The sequence below is a fragment of the Pantoea sp. 18059 genome (assembly GCF_902706165.1).
Taxonomy (GTDB): Bacteria; Pseudomonadota; Gammaproteobacteria; order Enterobacterales; family Enterobacteriaceae; genus Pantoea; species Pantoea agglomerans.
Genome location: NZ_CACSJS010000011.1, coordinates 70,578 through 89,320, shown reverse-complemented (window position 1 = coordinate 89,320; position 18,743 = coordinate 70,578). Strand labels below are relative to the sequence as shown.

Genomic DNA, 18,743 nt, shown 5'->3' with positions numbered 1-18,743 from the left:
TTGCCTGGCGGCTTTAGCGCGGTGGTCCCACCTGACCCCATGCCGAACTCAGAAGTGAAACGCCGTAGCGCCGATGGTAGTGTGGGGTCTCCCCATGCGAGAGTAGGGAACTGCCAGGCATCAAATTCGTTCCTTTTCCCCTGACAAGGAAAATAACAGGAACAGACGGCCATCAGCCAGTTGCTGACAGCTGTGAAAGAATCGGTGGAGCGGTAGTTCAGTTGGTTAGAATACCTGCCTGTCACGCAGGGGGTCGCGGGTTCGAGCCCCGTCCGTTCCGCCACTTAATTGGAAAGCCCTGACTTAACGGTCAGGGCTTTTTCCATTGCAGCAAATTCAACACGGAAAAATACACCGCGCTGATTCTCTTCGATCTCCCGGATCATTTTAACGATCGCTAATTCTTTGAATCTGAAGCGATAATCGCGCAATCGATCCCACCCCTTCCAAATTGTGTGCGGGCAGACCCCGATCAGGCCTGCCCCTGTAGACTTCAGGTACGCCACGGCTGGTCAGCTGTCCACTCACTCAGAAAATCGATAAAAGCGCGCACACGCTGGCTTACGCCAATATCACTGTAGTAAACAGCATGGAAGGGCATCTCGACCGGCAGACGCTGATCGGCCAACACTTCCACCAGTTTTCCCTCAGCAACTTCACGATCGATCATATAGTCCGACAGGCAGGCAATACCATTACCGGTAAGACAGAGCTGCTTAATCGTCTCTCCGCTGTTAGAGGAGATAGCCCAGCTAATATCATAGAGTTCGCCGCTTTCACGGGAGACGGGCCAGCGATTGAGTCGTGGGGAATCATCAAAGCCGAGACAGTGGTGGTTATCCAGCTCAGCCACCGTTTGCGGTGTCCCATGCTCACGGAGATAGGCGGGTGAAGCAACCATCTTGCGAAAGCTCCTGAACAGCAGCCGGGCGCGCAGCGTTGAGTCGGTGAGATTGCCGGCGCGAATGGCGATATCCACTTTCCGCTCAATCAGATTGATAAAACTCTCTGAGGAGATCAAAGAAAGAGTCACGTCAGGATAGCGCAGACGAAAGGGTTTAATCATCGGCATCAGCAAATGCAGAATGACCGGCGTCGCGGCATCAACGCGCAGTAGTCCTTTAGGCGCCTGTAAACTCTCGATCAAATCGCTTTCTGCCGTGGTCATCTCCTGCAAAAAACGTTGAACATGGCGAAAATAGCGTTCGCCCTCCTGCGTAAGCGCCAGCTGCCGTGTTGTGCGGGTCAGCAGGGCAATACCCAGCTTGCTCTCCAGCTTTTTAACTGTCCTGCTGACGGCAGAGTTAGCCATCTTCAGCTGTTCAGCAGCGCGACTGAAACTTCCACTTTCTACTACGCTGACAAACACTTTTAGTTCATCAGAAGATGCCTTCATTCTTCCTCCCTGCAGTCACATGGCCATTAAGCCAGTTTATGACTGATAATGCTGTTATAACCAGTACAGGAGCCGTTAACGATGACATCGGGGATGTCACCGCCTGATCTGCCTCGTTTTGCTTAGCGAACGTAAAAGGGCTGCTTTATTCTGGAAAAGGTGATGAATTCTGACATTCACCTGCATCCATTGAAACCCCGGTCTAAAATCCCTATAACAGACAGGTGTTAACTGTATTTTGAATCATCAGCCAGGCGGGAAAGTGCGCAAAAAAACTTATGCAATGCGATATGTAGCAGGACAACCAGTGGAACAGATCTTTCCACCTGGCGCGATGCTCCATCTCGGTCAGGCACTGCCACCCGGCGCACCCTTGCCCGCGCACCCAAACCTCAAAGTTCTGGTGTGGAACATCTTCAAGCAGCAACGCGCAGACTGGATGTCGGTACTGGAAGGATTTGGTAAAGATGCGCACCTGGTATTACTGCAGGAAGCGCAGACCACACCAGAACTGGTGGAATTTGCCACCAGTAATTATCTTGCTGCCGATCAGGTACCTGCCTTTGTGCTGCCTCAGCATCCCTCTGGGGTGATGACGCTCGCCTCTGCGCACCCGGTCTATTGCTGCCCGTTGCGTGAGCGTGAGCCTCTGCTGAGGCTGTCAAAATCGGCACTGGTCACGGCGTATCCGCTGCCCACGGGGGAAATGCTGATGGTCGTGAACATCCATGCGGTAAATTTCAGCCTGGGCGTCGACGTCTACAGTAAACAGCTGGGGCCAATCGGGGAGCAGATCATGCATCACCAGGGGCCGGTGATTATGGCCGGGGATTTCAATGCCTGGAGCCGTCAGCGTATCAATGCCCTCTACCGTTTTGCACAGCGAATGAAGCTGGAAGAGGTGATGTTCACTGCCGATCACCGCCGTAAAGCCTTTGGTCGCCCGCTGGATTTCGTCTTCTATCGCGATCTCAGGGTGAGTGAGGCATCCGTACTGGTGACGCGCGCGTCCGACCATAACCCCTTACTGGTGGAGTTCAGTTCAGGAAGCTAGTCCGGTGCATTAAGCGAGCCTGTAGAAGGAGGAGGGAAGTCCGGCAGATGAGTAAACGGTGGCGGATGAATAAAAGAAAAAGGCTGACAAATGTCAGCCTTTTCAACGTATCAGGTATCAGGTGTTGCGTTATTATTCACAAACAGCGTTAAGTTATCGCCGGGTTGAATATCTTTCGCACTGTCCAGCACACTGTTCCAGCGCATCACGTCTTTGATATTAACGCCGTGATGACGGGCAATACTGTCAAGAGAATCACCCTTACGAACACGATAGGTGATGCTGTTGCCGTTATCAGCCAGTCGGGTGCCATTCGAACCAATGGTCAGAGTCTGACCCGGTCGGATATCAGCACCGCGCAGGTTGTTATCCTGCTTCAGTGTCGAGACGCTAACGCCAAGTTTTGAGGCGATACCAGAGAGCGTATCACCCCGTCGCACTTTGTACCCGCCACTCGCACTGGCTTTCGCAAGCTGAGTAGGCTGTACCGCTGCGATGTCACCGGAAGCCAGTGAGTTACGCAGTTTCGCGACGTTCGACTTCGGCACCATAATATAGTGTGGGCCGTTTGGCGCTGTTGCACCGCCTTTATAACCGGTATTGAAGCTCTTCAGTTTCGTGAGCGACATACCCGCCATTTCGGCAGCCTGCGTCAGCTGTATCTGCTGACCCACTTCCACTCGCGCCAGAGCACGACTTTCATTAGGTGTCGGCAGTTTGATACCGTAACGCTTGTTATTTTTGAGCAGTTCACTCAGAGCTAACATTTTAGGCACATACACGGTCGTTTCGCGTGGCAGCGATAAATGCCAGAAGTCAGTCGGCTTACCGCGCGCCTTGTTCTGCTTTATCGCTTTGAGTACACGTCCTTCACCACTGTTGTACGCTGCGATGGTTAATAACCAGTCGCCGTCAAACATGGTGTTAAGACGCTGCATCATATCCAGCGCAACTTTCGTGGATGCGACCACATCGCGTCGCCCATCGTAATACTGGTTCTGTTTCAAACCATAGTTTCGACCTGTTGCAGCAACAATCTGCCAGATACCAGCGGCATTGGCGGATGAAGTTGCCCGAGGGTCAAAAGCGCTCTCCACTATGGGTAGCAGTACCAGTTCCATCGGCATTTTACGTTTCTGTATCTGCTCGACTATCCAGTACATGTACGGCTCTGCCCGTAATGTTACATCGTGGAGATAGCTCTTATTTTTTAAAAATTTACTTTTTTGTTCGCGGATTGCCGGGTTTTCCGGAATCCCCATCTTCAACTCGTCACTAATGAAACTCCAGAGATCTGCGTCTGCTGCGAGGCCAGTTCCATCTTCCTGCCATCGCGGCGACAAAAACTCGTCTCCGTACTTTCCATTTTCACCTTGACCAGCTGAAGACAGACTCTGTGCATGCTGTACCGGGATATTGGCATCGTTCCTGGACGCCTGACATCCTACCAGCAAGACTGAGGCGAGTAAGATCGCTTTAGCCTTCATGTGTGTGTCAATAGTTCGCTTAAAAGACGAGCAACTATACGTGACGACTTTTCACAACACAACCCGAAAAATCAAAAAGCGTCTTTCTTCTCGCGTAGAACGGCAAATGAACGCCATACGGGTTCATCAGTAACGTTAACGTTTAATGCCCTTTTTAAATCAACGTCTTGCGTGCGAAGAAATAAATTTATTGTCCGTTCGTGCGCCAGTTTTGTGGGCAAACTAATGCCATTTTCAGCGCGTAAGTCCTTAATTTTCTGATATTCGGCCGTTATTTGTGGGTCATGGGGCAGAATAGCCGCAGCAAACTTCAGATTGGATAAAGTATATTCATGTGCGCAGCAGACTAATGTTTCACCTGGAAGCTGGTTAAGCTTTTGAAAGGAATCATACATCTGCTCTGCCGTGCCCTCAAAAAGGCGCCCGCAGCCGCCCGAAAAGAGTGTGTCACCACAGAAAAGATAAGGTGAGCTGTAATATGAGATATGTCCTAAAGTGTGACCAGGGGTGTGGATCACCTCAAACGTCAGGCCCAGTACCGTGACCTTATCGCCTTCGCTGACTATCGTTCTGGCCCCTTTAGCCGCAGTTTCCTGGGGACCATAGACCTCAAGTTGAGGGAAATGCTCGCACAGTGTTTTCACTCCGCCCGTGTGGTCGTTATGGTGGTGAGTCAGCAGAATAGCGACCGGCTGCCAGCCGTTGGAGGCCATTTTTTCTAACACCGGTTGGGCTTCGCCGGGATCGACAATCAGGCATTTACCGTCATTATCAGTCAGCGTCCAGATGTAGTTGTCCTGCAACGCAGGAATACTGGTAAGATTCATCATCACCTCTCGCAGGTCGTAGGAAAAGGAAGAGCGTAAAGCATGAAGCCCGCTAAATCACGCCAGATTCTGAACGCACCGCTGTCATGGCGCGATATGCCGTGGGGAGATTATTTCCGCGACGCGCTAACGCAGCAGCTTCAGCCTTACCTTGGAAAGCTTTATGGCTTTCATATGCTTAAGCTTGGCAACCTCAGCGCAGAAATCAACACCGAAAACTGTGCTATTTCACATCAGGTCAATGTTGGCAGGGAAGGTGAGCTGTTACAGGTGCTGGCTGACCCGATGCAACTGCCGTTTGAGTCGAAGTCGATCGATGCCTGTTTGCTGGCCCATACGCTCGCCTGGAGCCAGGATCCTCACCGGGTGTTACGTGAAGTAGATAGGGTGTTAATTGATGATGGCTGGATGATTATCAGCGGCTTCAATCCATTCAGCCTGCTCGGCGTGAGTAAGATGGTGCCGGGCCTGAACCGCAAAGCCCCCTGGAGCGGACGGATGTTCAGCCAGGTGCGGTTAGTCGACTGGCTGGGACTGTTGAATTATGAGGTAGTCTATCGCACCCGCTTTCAGGTGCTGCCGTGGCATCGGCAGGGCGGAAAACTGATCAGCGCCCACTTACCGGCGCTGGGCTGTCTGAATATTGTGGTGGCACGTAAACGCACCTTCCCGCTGCTGCCGACCCGGGCTAAGAAGAGTATGAGCACCAGCAAGATCCGCCAGACGGTCAATGCCACACGCCAGTTCCGGCAGGCAGAGGATCAGGATTCGGTTTTATAACCGATATCCTCAAAAGCGGGATTTTCAGCCGCGCTGCGGGCCAGCACGTCGCAGCGCTCATTTTCCGGATGTCCGGCATGGCCTTTAACCCACTCCCACTGAATCTTATGGGTGCTGAGTGCTAAGTCGAGACGCTGCCAGAGATCGACATTCTTCACCGGCTTTTTGTCGGCGGTTTTCCAGCCACGCTTTTTCCAGTTATGGATCCAGCTGGTAATTCCCTGACGCACATACTGACTGTCGGTACTGAGCACCACATCGCACGGCTGAGTCAGCGCTTCCAGTGAGACAATCGCTGCCATCAGCTCCATCCGGTTATTGGTGGTAAGGTGATAGCCCGCGCTGAAGGTTTTCTCATGCTGACCGTAGCGTAAAATCGCCCCATAACCGCCGGGACCGGGATTTCCAAGACAGGATCCATCGGTGAATATTTCTACCTGTTTGCGCATCTCTGGTAGACTTCCTCTCAAAAACGCTAAGTCTGACATAAAACGGGTCTTATGAGCACTGCAAATAACCGCCAGATCGTTCTCGATACTGAAACCACCGGCATGAACATGATCGGGGTACATTATGAGGGGCACCGCATCATTGAGATTGGTGCGGTAGAGGTGATTAACCGTCGCCTGACCGGTAACAATTTCCATATGTATCTCAAGCCCGATCGGCTGGTCGATCCCGAAGCCTTTGGCGTACACGGCATTGCCGATGAGTTCCTGGCCGACAAGCCTGCCTTCAGCGAGATTGCCGATGAGTTTCTCGACTACATTCGCGGTGCTGAATTAGTGATCCATAACGCCCCGTTTGATATCGGCTTTATGGACTACGAGTTTGCAAAGCTGAACCGCGGCATTGAGAAAACCGAAACCTTCTGCAAAATCACCGACAGTCTGGCGCTGGCGCGCCGTATGTTTCCCGGCAAGCGCAACAGCCTTGATGCGCTTTGCTCGCGTTACGAAATAGACAACAGCAAACGAACCCTGCACGGCGCACTGCTCGATGCCGAGATTCTGGCTGAAGTCTTCCTGACGATGACCGGCGGACAGACTTCACTCTCCTTTTTATCGGAAAGTGAAAGCGCCCGACAGGCGCAGGGAGAGAGCATCCAGCGCATCGTGCGTCCCACCTCTGCACTGCGCGTGGTCACGGCCAGCGATGAAGAAGTGGTTGCCCATGAGTCACGTCTGGATCTGGTGATGAAAAAGGGTGGCAGCTGCCTGTGGCGCGGCTGAATTACGCATTTTTGTGGATAAAATCAACGGCAAGCTGAAAAAAACAGCAAACGATTTGTTCGCCTGGAAAAAGCGTTGACGTCGCAACAGGCTGCCATTACTATGCGCCTCGTTCCCGACGGGGAACAAAGCGCGGAGCGGTAGTTCAGTTGGTTAGAATACCTGCCTGTCACGCAGGGGGTCGCGGGTTCGAGCCCCGTCCGTTCCGCCAATCTCTTTAAAAAAGCCGATTCAGAAATGAATCGGCTTTTTGCTGTCTGCTATTCAGCGGTGGCCTGGTTCTTCTGCGGCATCACCTCGCCTTGCCAGCGGGCACCATCCTCCGCCTCACGATCTTCACGGGCGATAAAGCGATAGCAGCCTGCCGCCAGACCGGCGCCAATAAACCAGCTGAAATTCGCCACCTGATGCAGGGAAGGGATAAAGCTAATCACCAGGCAAATCGCCACCGATGGCAGCAGTGCGCCAATCGCTTTAGGGTTAAAGCCACCGCGATACCAGTAACGGCCTGCCGGCGTATCGTTAAACAGATCGTCGACCGAGATACGTCCACGTTTAATCAGATAGAAATCGGTCAGCAGAATCCCGAACAGCGGCCCGATAAACGATCCCAGCACATCCAGCGTATAGTGAATCAGCTCAGGAGACTGGAACAGATTCCACGGCGTTAACAGCACCGACCCCACCGCAGCGATCATCCCGCCGGTACGGAAACTGATTTTCTGCGGTGAACAGTTGGAGAAGTCAAAAGCGGGCGAGACGAAGTTCGCCACGATATTGATACCGATGGTGGCGGTAATCATGGTCAGCAATCCAATCGCGACCGCCAGATCGTTGCCGACCATGCTTACGGTTTCGATGGGATCGGTAATCATTTTGCCAAACAGCGACTGGGTGCCCGACACAATCACTACCGTCACCACCGAGAACAGCAGAAAGTTAAACGGCAGTCCCCAGCGGTTGCCGCGACGGATCTCTGACATGCTTTTGCCGTAGCGTGAGAAGTCACCGAAGTTCAGCAGCGGCCCGGAGAAGTAAGAGACCACCAGCGCCGTCGCCGTAATCATCTGCCACGTCTGCTCGCCTGCGGTAAGCGATTTGCTGGCGAGAGTAAACGAAATCCCATCGAAACCGGTCTTGTATACAATCCAGCCCGCCAGCGCCACCATCACCACATAGACTGCCGGTCCGGCGACATCAATAAATCGTTTGATGGTGTTCATGCCATGCCAGAACACCATCGCCTGTAGTAACCACATAATGCCGAAGCAGCACCAGCCCAGCAGCGACAGACCAAGCCAGTGCGGCACGGTCATCGACGTCAGCGACGGCGCGAACTTCAGCAGCACCAGCATCAGCGCATTCGCCGCCAGATAGGTCTGGATGCCATACCAGGCGAACGCGATCAGGCCGCGTATCACCGCCGGGATATTGGCACCAAACACCCCAAACGCCTGACGGCAGATCACCGCATAGGGGACGCCCGCCATCTGGCTCGGTTTCGCCACCAGATTCGCACAGATCTGCACGATGCAGATCCCCGCCAGCAGGCAGAGCAGCACCTGCCAGCTGGCTAATCCCAGCGTGAAGAAGCTGGCGGCCACCACATAGCCGCCCATGCTGTGCACATCCGACATCCAGAAAGAAAAAATGTTGTACCACGACCAGTTCTGATCGCGAGTCGGTGCCAGGTCGTCGTTACAGAGTCGTGGGCTGTAACGGGCGTTGGCTTCAGAGGCCGTACTGGCCACCGTTGATTGATTTGGCATGAAACCTGCTCCTCTACCCGAGAGTGGAATGAATAATCTGGTAAAGCGGTATTGCAGGATCCAGGCCAGATCTCTTTTCTTGTATACAATATTTATTTTTCACGTATACGATATGTGGCGTACAGCAAGCGACCGGAGCGGGTAATGACGAGTAAAACAGGACAGCGAGACGCCACCAGGCTGCAGGATAAAGATGAAGGGATTTACCAGGCATTGATGAACGCCATTGTTGAGCATCAGCTGCCGCCGGGCAGTAAATTGCCGGAAGAGGCGCTTTCCGGGGTCTTTGGCGTGAGCCGTACCGGCATCCGCAAAGTGCTGCAACGCCTCGCGGCGGTGCAAATGGTCACTCTGACGCCCAAACGTGGTGCGCAGGTCTCAACACCCGGCGTTGAAGAGGCGCGGGATATCTTCTCAACCCGCAGTTTAATGGAGTGCGCTAATCTGCCAGCGGTCCTGGCCCATCTGCAGCCCCCGCATCTGGTGGCGCTGGAGCAGCTCATCGCGCAGGAGAATCAGGCGCACGCCGATCATGATGGCCCGGCAGCCATCCGGCTGTCAGCGGCCTTTCATATTCAGTTGCAGGCGATCTCCGGGAATCAGGTGCTCACCGGCATGGTGACCAGCCTGACGCAGCGCTCATCACTGGTGATTGCCGCCTATGGCGCACCCTGGCAGCGTGGCTGCCGCTGTGACGATCATGCGAATCTGCTTCAGTTACTGCGCGCGCGTGCGCTGCAGCCGCTGACGCAGGCGCTACAGCATCACTTCGAGCACATCGTCTCCAGTCTGCACTTTGAGCGCAGCGGGGAAACGCTGCCCGACTTTTCCCGACTGTTTGCCGCAGGCTCTGGAGCGGCCTCATGAGCCTGATTCAGGTTATCAACCCCAACACCAGCCTGGCGATGACCGAAACTATCGGTCAGGCCGCGCGTGCGGTCGCCGCACCGGGCACCGAAATTCTGGCTGTTTCGCCGTCGCAGGGCGTGCCTTCCATTGAAGGGCACTTCGATGAGGCGATCGCCGCCATCGGCGTACTGGAGCAGATTAAACTGGGCAGAGCGCAGGGCGTTAGCGGCCACGTCATTGCCTGCTTTGGCGATCCGGGTTTGCTGGCGGCACGCGAGCTGGCCAGCGGACCGGTGATCGGCATTGCGGAAGCGGCGATGCATACCGCCACGCTGCTGGCGACGCGTTTCTCCATTGTCACCACGCTGCCGCGCACCCTGGTGATTGCGCGTCATCTGCTGCAGCAGTATGGCTTTACCCATCACTGTGCCGCGCTGCATGCCATCGATCTGCCGGTACTGGCGCTGGAAGATGGCAGCGGCCTGGCGCAGGAAAAAGTGCGGCAGCGCTGCATTCAGGCTAAACGGGAAGATGGCAGCGGGGCGATTGTGCTGGGCTGTGGCGGAATGGCGACGCTGGCCGGGGAGCTGACCCGGGAGCTCGGCCTGCCGGTGATCGATGGCGTCAGCGCGGCGGTGAAGATGGTGGAGTCGCTGGTGGCGCTTGGTTTTGGCACCAGCAAACATGGTGATCTGGCCTGGCCTTTGCAGAAACCTCTCTCAGGTGCGTTTCAGCATCTAAACTAACGGAACTTTCCCGAATCAAAACAGGTGGAGTGATGACTGACGCTGCAGAGAAGAAAGAGTACAGCTTTAACAAAAACTATCCGCGCGATTTAATCGGTTATGGCGCTCATCCGCCGCACGCCGCCTGGCCCAACAACGCCCGTGTGGCGGTGCAGTTTGTTCTGAACTACGAAGAGGGCGCAGAAAACAGCGTGCTGCACGGCGACACCGGCTCAGAGCAGTTCCTCTCCGACATCATCGGGGCAGCCAGCTATCCCGATCGCCACATGTCGATGGAGTCGCTGTATGAGTACGGCTCACGCGCCGGTTTCTGGCGTATCCACAACGAATTCCAGAAACGCGGTCTGCCGTTAACGGTTTTCGGCGTGGCGATGGCGCTGGCGCGTCATCCGGAAGTCGTCGAGGCGATTAAACAGGCTGACTACGATGTGGTCAGTCACGGCTGGCGCTGGATCCACTATCAGGGCATGGATGCAAAAACCGAACGCCAGCATATGCAGCAGGCGGTCGATGTGCTGGTTGATCTGTTTGGTAAAGCGCCGACCGGCTGGTACACCGGCCGCGACAGCCCGAATACCCGGCGGCTGGTGGTGGAGCAGGGCGGTTTTAGCTATGACAGTGACTACTACGGCGACGATCTGCCTTTCTGGACCCAGGTCACCTGTCAGGATGGAACGGTTAAACCGCACCTGATTATCCCCTATACCCTGGAGTGCAATGACATGCGCTTTGCCTCGCCGCAGGGATTTAATACCGCGGAACAGTTCTTTACCTATCTGCGCGACAGCTTCGATGTGCTGTATGAAGAGGGCGAAACCGCACCGAAGATGATGTCGATCGGTATGCATTGCCGCCTGCTGGGTCGTCCTGGCAAATTCCGCGCGCTGCAGAATTTTCTCGATCACATCCAGCAGCATGAGGATGTCTGGATCTGCACCCGTCAGCAGATCGCTGACCACTGGATCAACACGCACCCGGCACCTTAAGCCGGTTCCGGCGCTCGCCCCGCGTTGATCGGGCGAAGCGCCGGACGATGTCAGCTCATCAGGCTGACCTGCGCCGCCACGATGCACCAGCCGTGGGGCATACGTACCCAGGTCTGCTGCTGACGGCCAATTTTATCGCTGCCGGTGCGGGTAAATTCGGTGCTGCAAACCGCATAATCCTCGCCAAAGGTGGTGATCACGGTGTTTCGCAGCGTCCGGTTCAGCCCGGCTGAAGGACGCGCGGCGCGGAAGGCCCGAATCTCATCAATGCCATACAGATTCTCACCCGCGCCGAGGCGCACGGTTCGCGGGTCGTGCCAGAACAACGCATCCAGTTCAGCCACGTCATTGCTGACCAGCGCCTGCTCGTAGCGGTAAAACTGCGCCGTCACCTCGGTGACCACCTGCGGTAAATTAATCTCTCTGTTCATCAGGCTCCAGCCATATTGATTTGCGGTATCGTAATGCCGCGTTGTTCCAGTGCCCAGGCGGCACGTAACACCGCCTCTTCATTAAACGGACGGGCGATAAGCTGTAATCCAATCGGCAGACCGCTTCGGGTCGCCAGCGGCACGGTACAGACCGGCAATCCCAGGAAGGAGATCGGCTGCGTCAGCATACCCATGCTCGCCTTAGCGGGCAGCGATTCCCCCTGAATCGACAGGGTCTGCTGACCGATGGTGATCGCGCTGCAGGGTGTCGCCGGCGCTATCAGCACATCAAACCGATCAAAAAGCGGCAACACCTGCTGCTGGAAATGGCGGCGGAAACGCTGCGCCTGCACGTACCAGGCACCTGGCATCATGGCACCGGCCAGCAGACGCTCGCGTGAATTAGGTTCAAACTGCTCAGGCGTCTGGCGCAGGGCGGGCAGATAGTGATTGCCGCCTTCTGCCGCGGTCATGATAAACGCCGCCGAGCGTGCCAGCTCAGCGTCCGGCATCAGCACCTCTTCCTGTGCATCAAGTGCTGCCGCGACCACCGCGACGGCAGCGCGGGCATCCTCATCGCACCAGCGGGCAAAAAAGCCACCCAGTACGCCGCAGCGCAAGGCTTCGCTGCCCTGTGACAGCCCCGGTAGCGTCGCGGCCAGCGGGCGATCGGCCTGAAACGCATCGGTGTGGTCTGCGCCCTGCAACAGATCATATACCAGCGCCAGGTCTTCAACCCGCCGCGCCAGAGGACCGATGTGATCGAGGCTGGCGACAAACGGATGGCTGCCGCTGCGTGACAACCGGCCAAAGGTCGGCTTAAGACCAAAAATACCGCACAGCGACGCGGGCACCCGAATCGAGCCGTTGGTGTCGGTGCCCAGTGAAAAGTGGACCAGACCGGCGGCCACGGCAGCCGCCGAACCGCCTGACGAGCCGCCAGCCACGCGGCTGAGATCGCGCGGATTGTGCGTCGCGCCGTAGTGGCTGTTTTCGGTGGTAAAACCATACGCGTAGGCATCCATGTTCAGCATGCCAGACAGCAGCGCACCAGAGCGACGCAGTTTATCGACAGCAAACGCATCTGCACGTGCCGCCGGCCGGTCGCTGAACAGGCTGGCACCGGCCAGTGTAGTGTGACCCGCCACATCAAACAGGTTTTTTACCGCATACGGGATGCCCGCCAGCGGTGGCAGGGTTTCGCCGCGCTGCCGCTGCGCATCAACATCCGCCGCTTCTTTTAACATGCGCGGCCCGGTCACTTCCGTCCAGGCATTCAGCGCCGGATTATGCTGCTCAACCGCCTGCAGCGTGCGCTTTGCCACTTCCAGCGCACTGATTTCACCCTGCTGAATCGCCCGCTGCAGGGTCTGAATCGAAACGTCACCTAATCTCATGCCTGGTATACTCCTGCCACTTCAAGCCGGTCATCCAGCGGAAACGCCATCAGCGGCGCGGCCATCTCCGCGATACGCGACAGCTGGATCAGCAGTTCAGCGCGGCGGGCGTCATCCAGTTCCAGTTGCAGTATCTGCTCCATATGGCCGATGTAGCTGGCCCAGTCGTGTTGATTCATGATTCGCTCCTGTTAAAAACCGGCGGCGCTGCCGTTACTGCGTGGATCGCTTGCGCCCTCAAACATGCCGTTGCTGTGGCGCACAATGGCGCCCGCATGGCCCACGGATTCGCTGAAGTCCGGCAGCAGCTCCACCTCATGTCCCCACAGACGCAGCATCAATACCGTTTCGTCGTCAAAACGGCCTTCCAGTTTCAGCGAGTCTGATGATTGCCCCCAGGTCCGGCCCAGCAGCCAGCGCGGCGCACTGACCGCCTGTTGTAACGGCAAGCCCTGAATCACATGGCGGGTAAAAATCGCCGCCTGAGTCTGCGGCTGTCCATCCCCACCCATCGCGCCATACACCAGCGTCCGGCCATCTTTCAGCCGTGCGGCGGCGGGATTCAGGGTATGAAACGGTTGCTTACCGGGTGCCAGGGCCAGCAGATGGTCAGGATCGAGGCTGAAAGCGGCGCCGCGGTTCTGCCAGGTGATACCCGTGCCGGGCAGCACCACACCACTGCCAAATTCGTGATAAATGCTCTGAATAAAGGAGACGGCCAGGCCGCTGCTGTCCATCACGCCCATCCAGACCGTATCGCCCGGCCCGCATCCGTTTCCCCAGGCTGCCGCCTCTCCATCGATGATCTGGCTGGCGAGTGTGGCAAGGTGATCGCTGTCCAGCAGCGCCTGCAAATCTTCCGTGACGTGACGCGGGTCGGTGATGTGTTTGTCGCGCAGTGCAAACGCTTTTTTGGTGGCTTCCACGATACGGTGCACCGTCTGCGCATCGTCAGCCTCCGCCATCTCCAGCCGATCGGTGATGCCCAGGATCGCCAGCGACACCATGCCCTGCGTTGGCGGGGTGATATTCCAGATGTCACCTTCGCTGTGGGAGAGATGCAGCGGCGTCGTGCGGCGGGCGCGATGCTGCTGCAGATCGGCCAGCGTCACCGGCATGCCCAGCGTGGCCATCTCATCGGCCATATGGTGAGCCAGCGTGCCGCGATAAAAGCTGTCGAGCCCCTCTTCAGTAAGCTGGCTGAGGGTGTTTGCCAGGGCGGGCTGGGTAAAACGGCTGCCTGGCTGCGGCACGTTGCCGTCAGGCATAAAGGTGGCGCTGAAGCCGGGCTGATGCTGCAATTCACTGCGGAACGTCGCGGTGGCGGCGCTCTGTGAGGCAGTCACCGGAATACCGTCAGCGGCGTAGCGAATCGCATCGCGCAGCAGACGTGCCAGCGGCAGCGGTGGGGTGCCCATCTCAGCCGAGAGATTCAGTGCCTCCTGCCAGCCGCTGACCGTACCGGCCACGGTCAGCGCCGCTTTCGGCCCGCGATGCGGAATCTTAGGGTGATCGGCGTAGAAATCGTGATGAGCCAGCGAACCGGCTGCGCCGCTGGCGTCGATAGCGACAGGATCGCCGCCGGGCGGCAGAATCAGCCAGAAACCATCACCGCCCAGTCCATTCATATGCGGGTAGACCACGGCGATGGTCGCGGCAGCGGCCACCATCGCTTCAATGGCATTACCGCCATCACGCAGTACCGCGAGCGCGCTTTCACTCGCCAGATGGTGTGGCGTCACCGCCATCCCCTGCGGGGCCATATTGCTTTGAATCATCTTTTTCTCGTTATCCGGGTGACAGAACCGATAACAAAGCAAGAGCTGTTCCAGTTTTCACCCTGAGCTGACAATGCGCCGGTTAACCTGGCGCAAATTGTGCTAGCTTCTGCTGAAACAAAAGTTACAGGACGGGTTATGAAACAGCTTGATGAACGACTCAGGAGTCACTATCCCCAGCTCTCCCCGCAGGAGCAGCGTATTGCCGACTTCGTGTTTGACCACTTCGATGACCTGATCAGCTACAACAGTGCCGAGCTGGCGCGGCTCAGTGGCGTGTCGAAAGCCACGGTCAGCCGGCTGTTTAAGCGTCTGGGCTATGAAAAATACAAGGATATGCGTGATGAGTTACGCATCCTGCGCCAGAGCGGCATGCCGCTGACCGATAATCGTGATGCGGTGCAGGGCAATACGCTGCTGGCGCGACACTACAAGCAGGAGATGGCTAACCTGACGCAGTGGGTGAACAGTCTGGATGCCCGGCACTTTAATGAGGTTATCCAGCAGCTGGCGCAGGCAAAACGCGTCTTTATCATCGGCATGCGCAACGCCTATCCGGTGGCACTGCATCTGCGACAGCAGCTGGTGCAGGCGCGTTCGCAGGTACATATCCTGCCGCAGCCGGGCCAGACGCTGGCTGAGGAGCTGGTGGATATTACGCCGGAGGATATGGTGGTCGTGATGGCCTTCCGTCGTCGTCCCCGCATCATTCGCCCGCTGATGCAGCAGTTGCAGGCGGCCGGTATCCCGCTGCTGGCGCTGTGTGAGCCGCAGGCGCAGACGGTGATTGCGCTGGCGCGCTGGCAGCTCTGTACGCCGCTGGACAGCGTTTCCGCCTTCGACAGTTATGGCTCCGCCATGAGTCTGGTTAACCTGATTGCCAATGCACTGCTACATGAAATGCTGGCACAGGGACGTCAGCGCATTCATCAGATCGCCGACCTTTACCAGCAGTTTGACGAGCTGGAGCACCGCTAAAAGGCACCGTTTTGGTGCTTTGCCCCATTTCAGAACAGACCTTCCCCCGGCGTAGTCGTCCCCGATTACGCCAGATTTCAGCTGAATGCTTTGCCGCTTAACTCTTTTTCTGTGGCCGTCCGGATTGGCACATTAGTTGCAGATTGCATCTCAAAGAATCTTTTGTTTCACGTTAATCTCACCGGGGTGCATAATGAAAAAAGTTTTGATGGCGGTTGCGACAGCGGCATTACTGATGGCACAAGCGGGAAGCGCGCTGGCCGATCAACTGCAGGACATCCAGAAACGCGGCGTCATTCGCATCGCCGTGCCGCAGGATTTCCCGCCGTTTGGCTCGGTTGGCACCGATCTGCAGCCGCAGGGGTATGACATCGACACGGCCAGATACCTGGCAAAGCAGATGAAACTTAAGTTGCAGCTGGTGCCGGTCAGCAGTGCCAACCGCGTGCCTTATCTGCAAACCGACAAGGTCGACCTGGTCATCTCCAGCATGGGTAAAAATGCCGAGCGGGAAAAAGTGATTGACTTCACCCGCGCCTATGCGCCGTTCTTCCTGGGTGTATTCGGGCCGAAAGGCGATGAAATCAAAGCGGCGTCTGCCCTGAGCGGCAAATCGATTGGCGTAACACGTGGTGCAGTAGAGGACATGGTGCTCAGTGACGTTGCGCCGAAAGATGCACAGGTGAAACGCTACGAAGATAACAACACTACCTTGTCTGCGTATCTCTCCGGTCAGGTGCAGTATGTGGCGACCGGCAACCTGGTGGTCGCCGCCATTGCCCGCCAGAATCCGGCCAAAGCGCCGGTGGCGCAGTTTATGCTGAAAGATTCTCCCTGCTATATCGGCCTGAAGAAAGATGAGCCTGCACTGAAAGCGAAAGTGAATGCGCTGATTGAGCAAGGCATCAAAGATGGCACCCTGAATAAACTATCAGAAGAGTGGCTGAAAGCGCCGCTGCCCGCCAACCTCGGCGCCTGAGGAAAGATTCATGACCGGGCAACTTAACTTTCCCGCCCTGTGGCCCTACTGGCCGGAGCTGCTCTCCGGGCTGTGGGTCACCATTCAGCTGACGGTGCTGGCGACCACCGGTGGCGTGGCGCTCGGCATTGCGGGCGCGGCGCTGCGCAGTGGCAGACCCAGCTGGATGAGCCGCCTGTGGGGCATCTATGTCGAGCTGATCCGTAACACGCCGTTTGTGGTGCAACTGTTCTTTATCGTTTTCGGTCTGCCTGCGCTGGGGCTGAAACTCACTGCTGGCGAGGCGGCGCTGCTGGCGATGCTGATCAACCTCGGGGCATATAGCACCGAGATCATTCGTGCCGGAATACAGGTAACACCGAAAGGGCAGTGGGAAGCGGGACGGGTGCTGGGATTAACCCGCAGCCAGACGTTTCTGCGGGTGGTCTTGCCGCCCGCACTGCAGCGTATTTACCCGGCCCTGGTGAGTCAGTGCATCATCGTGATGCTGGGTTCGTCGGTGGTGTCGCAGGTCTCCTACGAGGAGCTGACCTTCGCCGCCAACCTGATCCAGTCGCGCACCTTCTTAAGTTTTGAGGTCTATCTGGTGACCACGCTGATCTACCTGGCGTTGTCGATTGCAATGCGCCATCTGCTGCTGGCGATTGGCCGTAAATGGTTTGGAGTGCAGCCATCATGATGACGACCTTTACCGACTGGGACATCCTGCGCAACCTGCTGCTGGCGGCACGCTGGACCCTGTTGCTGTCGCTGGTGGCCTTTGTCGGCGGCACGCTGGTGACGCTGCCGCTGCTGTTTATGCGCCTGCTGCAACGCAAATGGTTAACGCGGCTGGTACGCGGTTACACCGCGCTGTTTCAGGGCACGCCGCTGCTGATGCAGCTGTTCCTGGCGTTTTTCGGCGTCGGCCTGTTCGGCATTGATGTTGCACCCTGGACGGCAGCCTCGCTGGCGCTGACCTTCTACACCAGCGCCTTTCTGGTCGATATCTGGTACGGCAGCATCCGCGCCCTGCCAAAAGGCCAGTGGGAAGCGTCGCGCTGTCTCGGCCTGACCTTTGGTCAGACGCTGTGGCGGGTCATTGCGCCGCAGGCGATCCGCATCGGTATTGCCCCGACGGTGGGGTTTGCTGTCCAGGTGATCAAGGGCACCGCGCTGGCGTCAATTATCGGTTTTATCGAGCTGACCAAAGCGGGCACCATTCTGAACAACGTGACCTATCAGCCGTTTAAAGTCTTTGGGCTGGTGGCGCTGGGCTACTTCCTGATGTGTTATCCGCTGTCTCGCTACAGCCAGTATCTGGAGAAAAAATTCAATGCCGCTCATCACCATTAATCAGGTGCAAAAATATTACGGCGACAACCATGTGTTGAAAGGCGTGGATCTGGATATCGACATGGGCGAGGTGATCTCAATCATCGGTCGCAGCGGATCGGGCAAAAGCACGCTGCTGCGCTGCATGAACGGGCTGGAAGGCTATCAGGAGGGCAGCATCAAGCTCGGCGGTATGACGATTACCGATCGCGACTCGCAGGCGCGTGAAATCAGCCGCTCGGTCGGGATGGTGTTTCAGAGCTTCAATCTGTTCCCGCACATGACGGCACTGGAGAACGTGATGCTGGCGCCGCGCCGGGTGCTGAAAAAAAGCGAGGCCGAGTGCCGGGCGCTGGCGGCGCAGATGCTGGAGAAGGTCGGGCTGGGCGAGCGTCTCAACTACTATCCTGCCAGCCTCTCCGGCGGTCAGCAGCAGCGCGTGGCGATCGCCCGTGCACTGGCGATGACGCCGAAAGTTTTACTCTGTGATGAGATCACCTCCGCGCTCGATCCCGAGCTGGTGGGCGAAGTGCTCAAAGTTCTGGAGCAGCTGGCGTCAGAAGGGATGACGCTGATCCTCGTCACGCATGAAATGAGCTTCGCCCGCGACGTGGGCGATCGTGTGGTCTTTATGCATCAGGGGCGCGTCTGGGAGCAGGGCGACAGTAAGACGCTGTTTGCTCAGCCGCAGTCACCGGAGCTGAAGCAGTTTATCTCTTCGGTTCGCCTCTGATTCTGAA

The 18,743-nt window shown here is 56.8% G+C and carries 21 protein-coding genes, 2 tRNA genes and 1 rRNA gene; 14 read left to right on the top strand and 10 right to left on the bottom strand.

Annotation, left to right across the window (positions count from 1 at the left end):
• The first annotated feature begins 3 nt into the window (after window positions 1–3).
• Both rrf and GVJ63_RS21095 read left to right on the top strand, forming a co-directional pair.
• Window positions 4–119, top strand: a 5S ribosomal RNA gene (gene rrf / locus GVJ63_RS21100).
• Between the two features lie 87 nt (window positions 120–206).
• Window positions 207–283, top strand: a tRNA-Asp gene (locus GVJ63_RS21095).
• A gap of 1 nt (window position 284) precedes the next feature.
• Here GVJ63_RS21095 and GVJ63_RS21090 read toward each other — a convergent pair.
• Both GVJ63_RS21090 and yafC read right to left on the bottom strand, forming a co-directional pair.
• Entirely contained in the window at window positions 285–506 is a 222-nt protein-coding gene (locus GVJ63_RS21090; protein WP_132500273.1) for a hypothetical protein, read from the bottom strand.
• On the bottom strand, window positions 494–1,396 hold the full coding sequence (gene yafC / locus GVJ63_RS21085) for a DNA-binding transcriptional regulator YafC (protein WP_022625197.1): 903 nt from the start codon (window positions 1,394–1,396) through the stop codon (window positions 494–496). Before yafC ends, GVJ63_RS21090 begins: the two co-directional genes overlap by 13 nt.
• Before the next feature lie 262 nt (window positions 1,397–1,658).
• Between yafC and GVJ63_RS21080 the strand changes: the two genes are divergently transcribed.
• Window positions 1,659–2,450 (top strand): endonuclease/exonuclease/phosphatase family protein, encoded by a 792-nt coding sequence (locus tag GVJ63_RS21080; RefSeq protein ID WP_010255114.1) that lies wholly within the window; start codon window positions 1,659–1,661, stop codon window positions 2,448–2,450.
• A 110-nt stretch (window positions 2,451–2,560) separates the two neighbouring features.
• Here the strand turns inward: GVJ63_RS21080 and mltD are convergent, their stop codons facing one another.
• Complete coding sequence (mltD, locus tag GVJ63_RS21075; protein WP_022625195.1) at window positions 2,561–3,937, bottom strand: murein transglycosylase D; 1,377 nt, start codon at window positions 3,935–3,937, stop codon at window positions 2,561–2,563.
• Between the two features lie 71 nt (window positions 3,938–4,008).
• On the bottom strand, window positions 4,009–4,764 hold the full coding sequence (gene gloB / locus GVJ63_RS21070) for a hydroxyacylglutathione hydrolase (protein WP_159227325.1): 756 nt from the start codon (window positions 4,762–4,764) through the stop codon (window positions 4,009–4,011).
• Window positions 4,765–4,806: 42 nt separating this feature from the next.
• Here gloB and GVJ63_RS21065 point away from each other — a divergent pair, with 42 nt between their 5' ends.
• Window positions 4,807–5,544, top strand: coding sequence for a class I SAM-dependent methyltransferase (locus tag GVJ63_RS21065; RefSeq protein WP_010671138.1), 738 nt, complete (start codon window positions 4,807–4,809; stop codon window positions 5,542–5,544).
• Here the strand turns inward: GVJ63_RS21065 and rnhA are convergent.
• Entirely contained in the window at window positions 5,526–5,993 is a 468-nt protein-coding gene (rnhA, locus tag GVJ63_RS21060; RefSeq protein ID WP_010255125.1) for a ribonuclease HI, read from the bottom strand. The two genes, GVJ63_RS21065 and rnhA, sit on opposite strands and share 19 nt — an antisense overlap.
• Window positions 5,994–6,044: 51 nt before the next feature.
• Here rnhA and dnaQ point away from each other — a divergent pair, with 51 nt between their 5' ends.
• Both dnaQ and GVJ63_RS21050 read left to right on the top strand, forming a co-directional pair.
• Complete coding sequence (gene dnaQ / locus GVJ63_RS21055; RefSeq protein ID WP_010255127.1) at window positions 6,045–6,776, top strand: DNA polymerase III subunit epsilon; 732 nt, start codon at window positions 6,045–6,047, stop codon at window positions 6,774–6,776.
• A 134-nt stretch (window positions 6,777–6,910) separates the two neighbouring features.
• Window positions 6,911–6,987: transfer RNA gene (locus GVJ63_RS21050), tRNA-Asp, on the top strand.
• A gap of 49 nt (window positions 6,988–7,036) precedes the next feature.
• On the opposite strand, the gene GVJ63_RS21045 is transcribed toward GVJ63_RS21050, so the two are convergent.
• Window positions 7,037–8,545 carry an NCS1 family nucleobase:cation symporter-1 gene (locus tag GVJ63_RS21045; RefSeq protein WP_159227324.1) on the bottom strand — a complete coding sequence of 503 codons (1,509 nt, stop codon included), beginning with the start codon at window positions 8,543–8,545 and terminating at the stop codon, window positions 7,037–7,039.
• A gap of 144 nt (window positions 8,546–8,689) precedes the next feature.
• Here GVJ63_RS21045 and GVJ63_RS21040 point away from each other — a divergent pair, with 144 nt between their 5' ends.
• From GVJ63_RS21040 to puuE, 3 genes are read left to right on the top strand one after another with little or no spacing between them, the layout of a single operon-like run.
• Window positions 8,690–9,412 (top strand): GntR family transcriptional regulator, encoded by a 723-nt coding sequence (locus GVJ63_RS21040; protein WP_010255133.1) that lies wholly within the window; start codon window positions 8,690–8,692, stop codon window positions 9,410–9,412.
• Window positions 9,409–10,140, top strand: coding sequence for an allantoin racemase (gene hpxA, locus GVJ63_RS21035; RefSeq protein WP_010671141.1), 732 nt, complete (start codon window positions 9,409–9,411; stop codon window positions 10,138–10,140). The genes GVJ63_RS21040 and hpxA overlap by 4 nt, the downstream gene beginning before the upstream one ends.
• A 32-nt stretch (window positions 10,141–10,172) precedes the next feature.
• Window positions 10,173–11,126 carry an allantoinase PuuE gene (gene puuE, locus GVJ63_RS21030; RefSeq protein ID WP_010255138.1) on the top strand — a complete coding sequence of 318 codons (954 nt, stop codon included), beginning with the start codon at window positions 10,173–10,175 and terminating at the stop codon, window positions 11,124–11,126.
• Window positions 11,127–11,176: 50 nt separating this feature from the next.
• Here puuE and hpxZ read toward each other — a convergent pair whose 3' ends face one another.
• Genes hpxZ through GVJ63_RS21010 form a run of 4 tightly spaced genes read right to left on the bottom strand, consistent with a single transcriptional unit; the run spans window position 11,177 to window position 14,732 of the window.
• Entirely contained in the window at window positions 11,177–11,557 is a 381-nt protein-coding gene (gene hpxZ, locus GVJ63_RS21025) for an oxalurate catabolism protein HpxZ (protein ID WP_010255141.1), read from the bottom strand.
• Entirely contained in the window at window positions 11,557–12,954 is a 1,398-nt protein-coding gene (locus GVJ63_RS21020; protein WP_159227323.1) for an AtzE family amidohydrolase, read from the bottom strand. The genes hpxZ and GVJ63_RS21020 overlap by 1 nt, the downstream gene beginning before the upstream one ends.
• Window positions 12,951–13,133 carry an oxalurate catabolism protein HpxX gene (gene hpxX, locus GVJ63_RS21015; protein WP_003852562.1) on the bottom strand — a complete coding sequence of 61 codons (183 nt, stop codon included), beginning with the start codon at window positions 13,131–13,133 and terminating at the stop codon, window positions 12,951–12,953. Before hpxX ends, GVJ63_RS21020 begins: the two co-directional genes overlap by 4 nt.
• Before the next feature lie 12 nt (window positions 13,134–13,145).
• Window positions 13,146–14,732: a gamma-glutamyltransferase family protein gene (locus tag GVJ63_RS21010; protein ID WP_159227322.1), complete on the bottom strand. Its 1,587-nt coding sequence runs from the start codon at window positions 14,730–14,732 to the stop codon at window positions 13,146–13,148.
• Window positions 14,733–14,870: 138 nt separating this feature from the next.
• Here GVJ63_RS21010 and hpxU point away from each other — a divergent pair, with 138 nt between their 5' ends.
• The 5 genes from hpxU (at window position 14,871) to GVJ63_RS20985 (ending at window position 18,736) form a co-directional block, all read left to right on the top strand.
• The gene (gene hpxU / locus GVJ63_RS21005) at window positions 14,871–15,710 is read left to right on the top strand and encodes a MurR/RpiR family transcriptional regulator HpxU (protein WP_010255152.1); all 840 of its coding nucleotides are present in this window, start codon (window positions 14,871–14,873) and stop codon (window positions 15,708–15,710) included.
• Between the two features lie 193 nt (window positions 15,711–15,903).
• Window positions 15,904–16,689 (top strand): transporter substrate-binding domain-containing protein, encoded by a 786-nt coding sequence (locus tag GVJ63_RS21000; protein ID WP_031590403.1) that lies wholly within the window; start codon window positions 15,904–15,906, stop codon window positions 16,687–16,689.
• A 10-nt stretch (window positions 16,690–16,699) separates the two neighbouring features.
• Window positions 16,700–17,368 (top strand): amino acid ABC transporter permease, encoded by a 669-nt coding sequence (locus tag GVJ63_RS20995; protein ID WP_010255155.1) that lies wholly within the window; start codon window positions 16,700–16,702, stop codon window positions 17,366–17,368.
• A complete protein-coding gene (locus GVJ63_RS20990) occupies window positions 17,368–18,024 on the top strand; it encodes an amino acid ABC transporter permease (RefSeq protein ID WP_010255156.1) in 657 nt (218 codons plus the stop codon). The genes GVJ63_RS20995 and GVJ63_RS20990 overlap by 1 nt, the downstream gene beginning before the upstream one ends.
• Complete coding sequence (locus GVJ63_RS20985; RefSeq protein WP_010671147.1) at window positions 18,005–18,736, top strand: amino acid ABC transporter ATP-binding protein; 732 nt, start codon at window positions 18,005–18,007, stop codon at window positions 18,734–18,736. The genes GVJ63_RS20990 and GVJ63_RS20985 overlap by 20 nt, the downstream gene beginning before the upstream one ends.
• The last annotated feature ends 7 nt before the right edge of the window (window positions 18,737–18,743 follow it).

What these genes read in the sequence shown, in the direction of transcription:
- yafC (WP_022625197.1), bottom strand. Translation starts at nt 1,396, where the DNA reads ATGAAGGCATCTTCTGATGAACTAAAAGTGTTTGTCAGCGTAGTAGAA.
- mltD (WP_022625195.1), bottom strand. Translation starts at nt 3,937, where the DNA reads ATGAAGGCTAAAGCGATCTTACTCGCCTCAGTCTTGCTGGTAGGATGT.
- gloB (WP_159227325.1), bottom strand. Translation starts at nt 4,764, where the DNA reads ATGAATCTTACCAGTATTCCTGCGTTGCAGGACAACTACATCTGGACG.
- GVJ63_RS21065 (WP_010671138.1), top strand. Translation starts at nt 4,807, where the DNA reads ATGAAGCCCGCTAAATCACGCCAGATTCTGAACGCACCGCTGTCATGG.
- rnhA (WP_010255125.1), bottom strand. Translation starts at nt 5,993, where the DNA reads ATGCGCAAACAGGTAGAAATATTCACCGATGGATCCTGTCTTGGAAAT.
- dnaQ (WP_010255127.1), top strand. Translation starts at nt 6,045, where the DNA reads ATGAGCACTGCAAATAACCGCCAGATCGTTCTCGATACTGAAACCACC.
- GVJ63_RS21045 (WP_159227324.1), bottom strand. Translation starts at nt 8,545, where the DNA reads ATGCCAAATCAATCAACGGTGGCCAGTACGGCCTCTGAAGCCAACGCC.
- GVJ63_RS21040 (WP_010255133.1), top strand. Translation starts at nt 8,690, where the DNA reads ATGACGAGTAAAACAGGACAGCGAGACGCCACCAGGCTGCAGGATAAA.
- hpxA (WP_010671141.1), top strand. Translation starts at nt 9,409, where the DNA reads ATGAGCCTGATTCAGGTTATCAACCCCAACACCAGCCTGGCGATGACC.
- puuE (WP_010255138.1), top strand. Translation starts at nt 10,173, where the DNA reads ATGACTGACGCTGCAGAGAAGAAAGAGTACAGCTTTAACAAAAACTAT.
- hpxZ (WP_010255141.1), bottom strand. Translation starts at nt 11,557, where the DNA reads ATGAACAGAGAGATTAATTTACCGCAGGTGGTCACCGAGGTGACGGCG.
- GVJ63_RS21020 (WP_159227323.1), bottom strand. Translation starts at nt 12,954, where the DNA reads ATGAGATTAGGTGACGTTTCGATTCAGACCCTGCAGCGGGCGATTCAG.
- hpxX (WP_003852562.1), bottom strand. Translation starts at nt 13,133, where the DNA reads ATGAATCAACACGACTGGGCCAGCTACATCGGCCATATGGAGCAGATA.
- GVJ63_RS21010 (WP_159227322.1), bottom strand. Translation starts at nt 14,732, where the DNA reads ATGATTCAAAGCAATATGGCCCCGCAGGGGATGGCGGTGACGCCACAC.
- hpxU (WP_010255152.1), top strand. Translation starts at nt 14,871, where the DNA reads ATGAAACAGCTTGATGAACGACTCAGGAGTCACTATCCCCAGCTCTCC.
- GVJ63_RS21000 (WP_031590403.1), top strand. Translation starts at nt 15,904, where the DNA reads ATGAAAAAAGTTTTGATGGCGGTTGCGACAGCGGCATTACTGATGGCA.
- GVJ63_RS20995 (WP_010255155.1), top strand. Translation starts at nt 16,700, where the DNA reads ATGACCGGGCAACTTAACTTTCCCGCCCTGTGGCCCTACTGGCCGGAG.
- GVJ63_RS20990 (WP_010255156.1), top strand. Translation starts at nt 17,368, where the DNA reads ATGACGACCTTTACCGACTGGGACATCCTGCGCAACCTGCTGCTGGCG.
- GVJ63_RS20985 (WP_010671147.1), top strand. Translation starts at nt 18,005, where the DNA reads ATGCCGCTCATCACCATTAATCAGGTGCAAAAATATTACGGCGACAAC.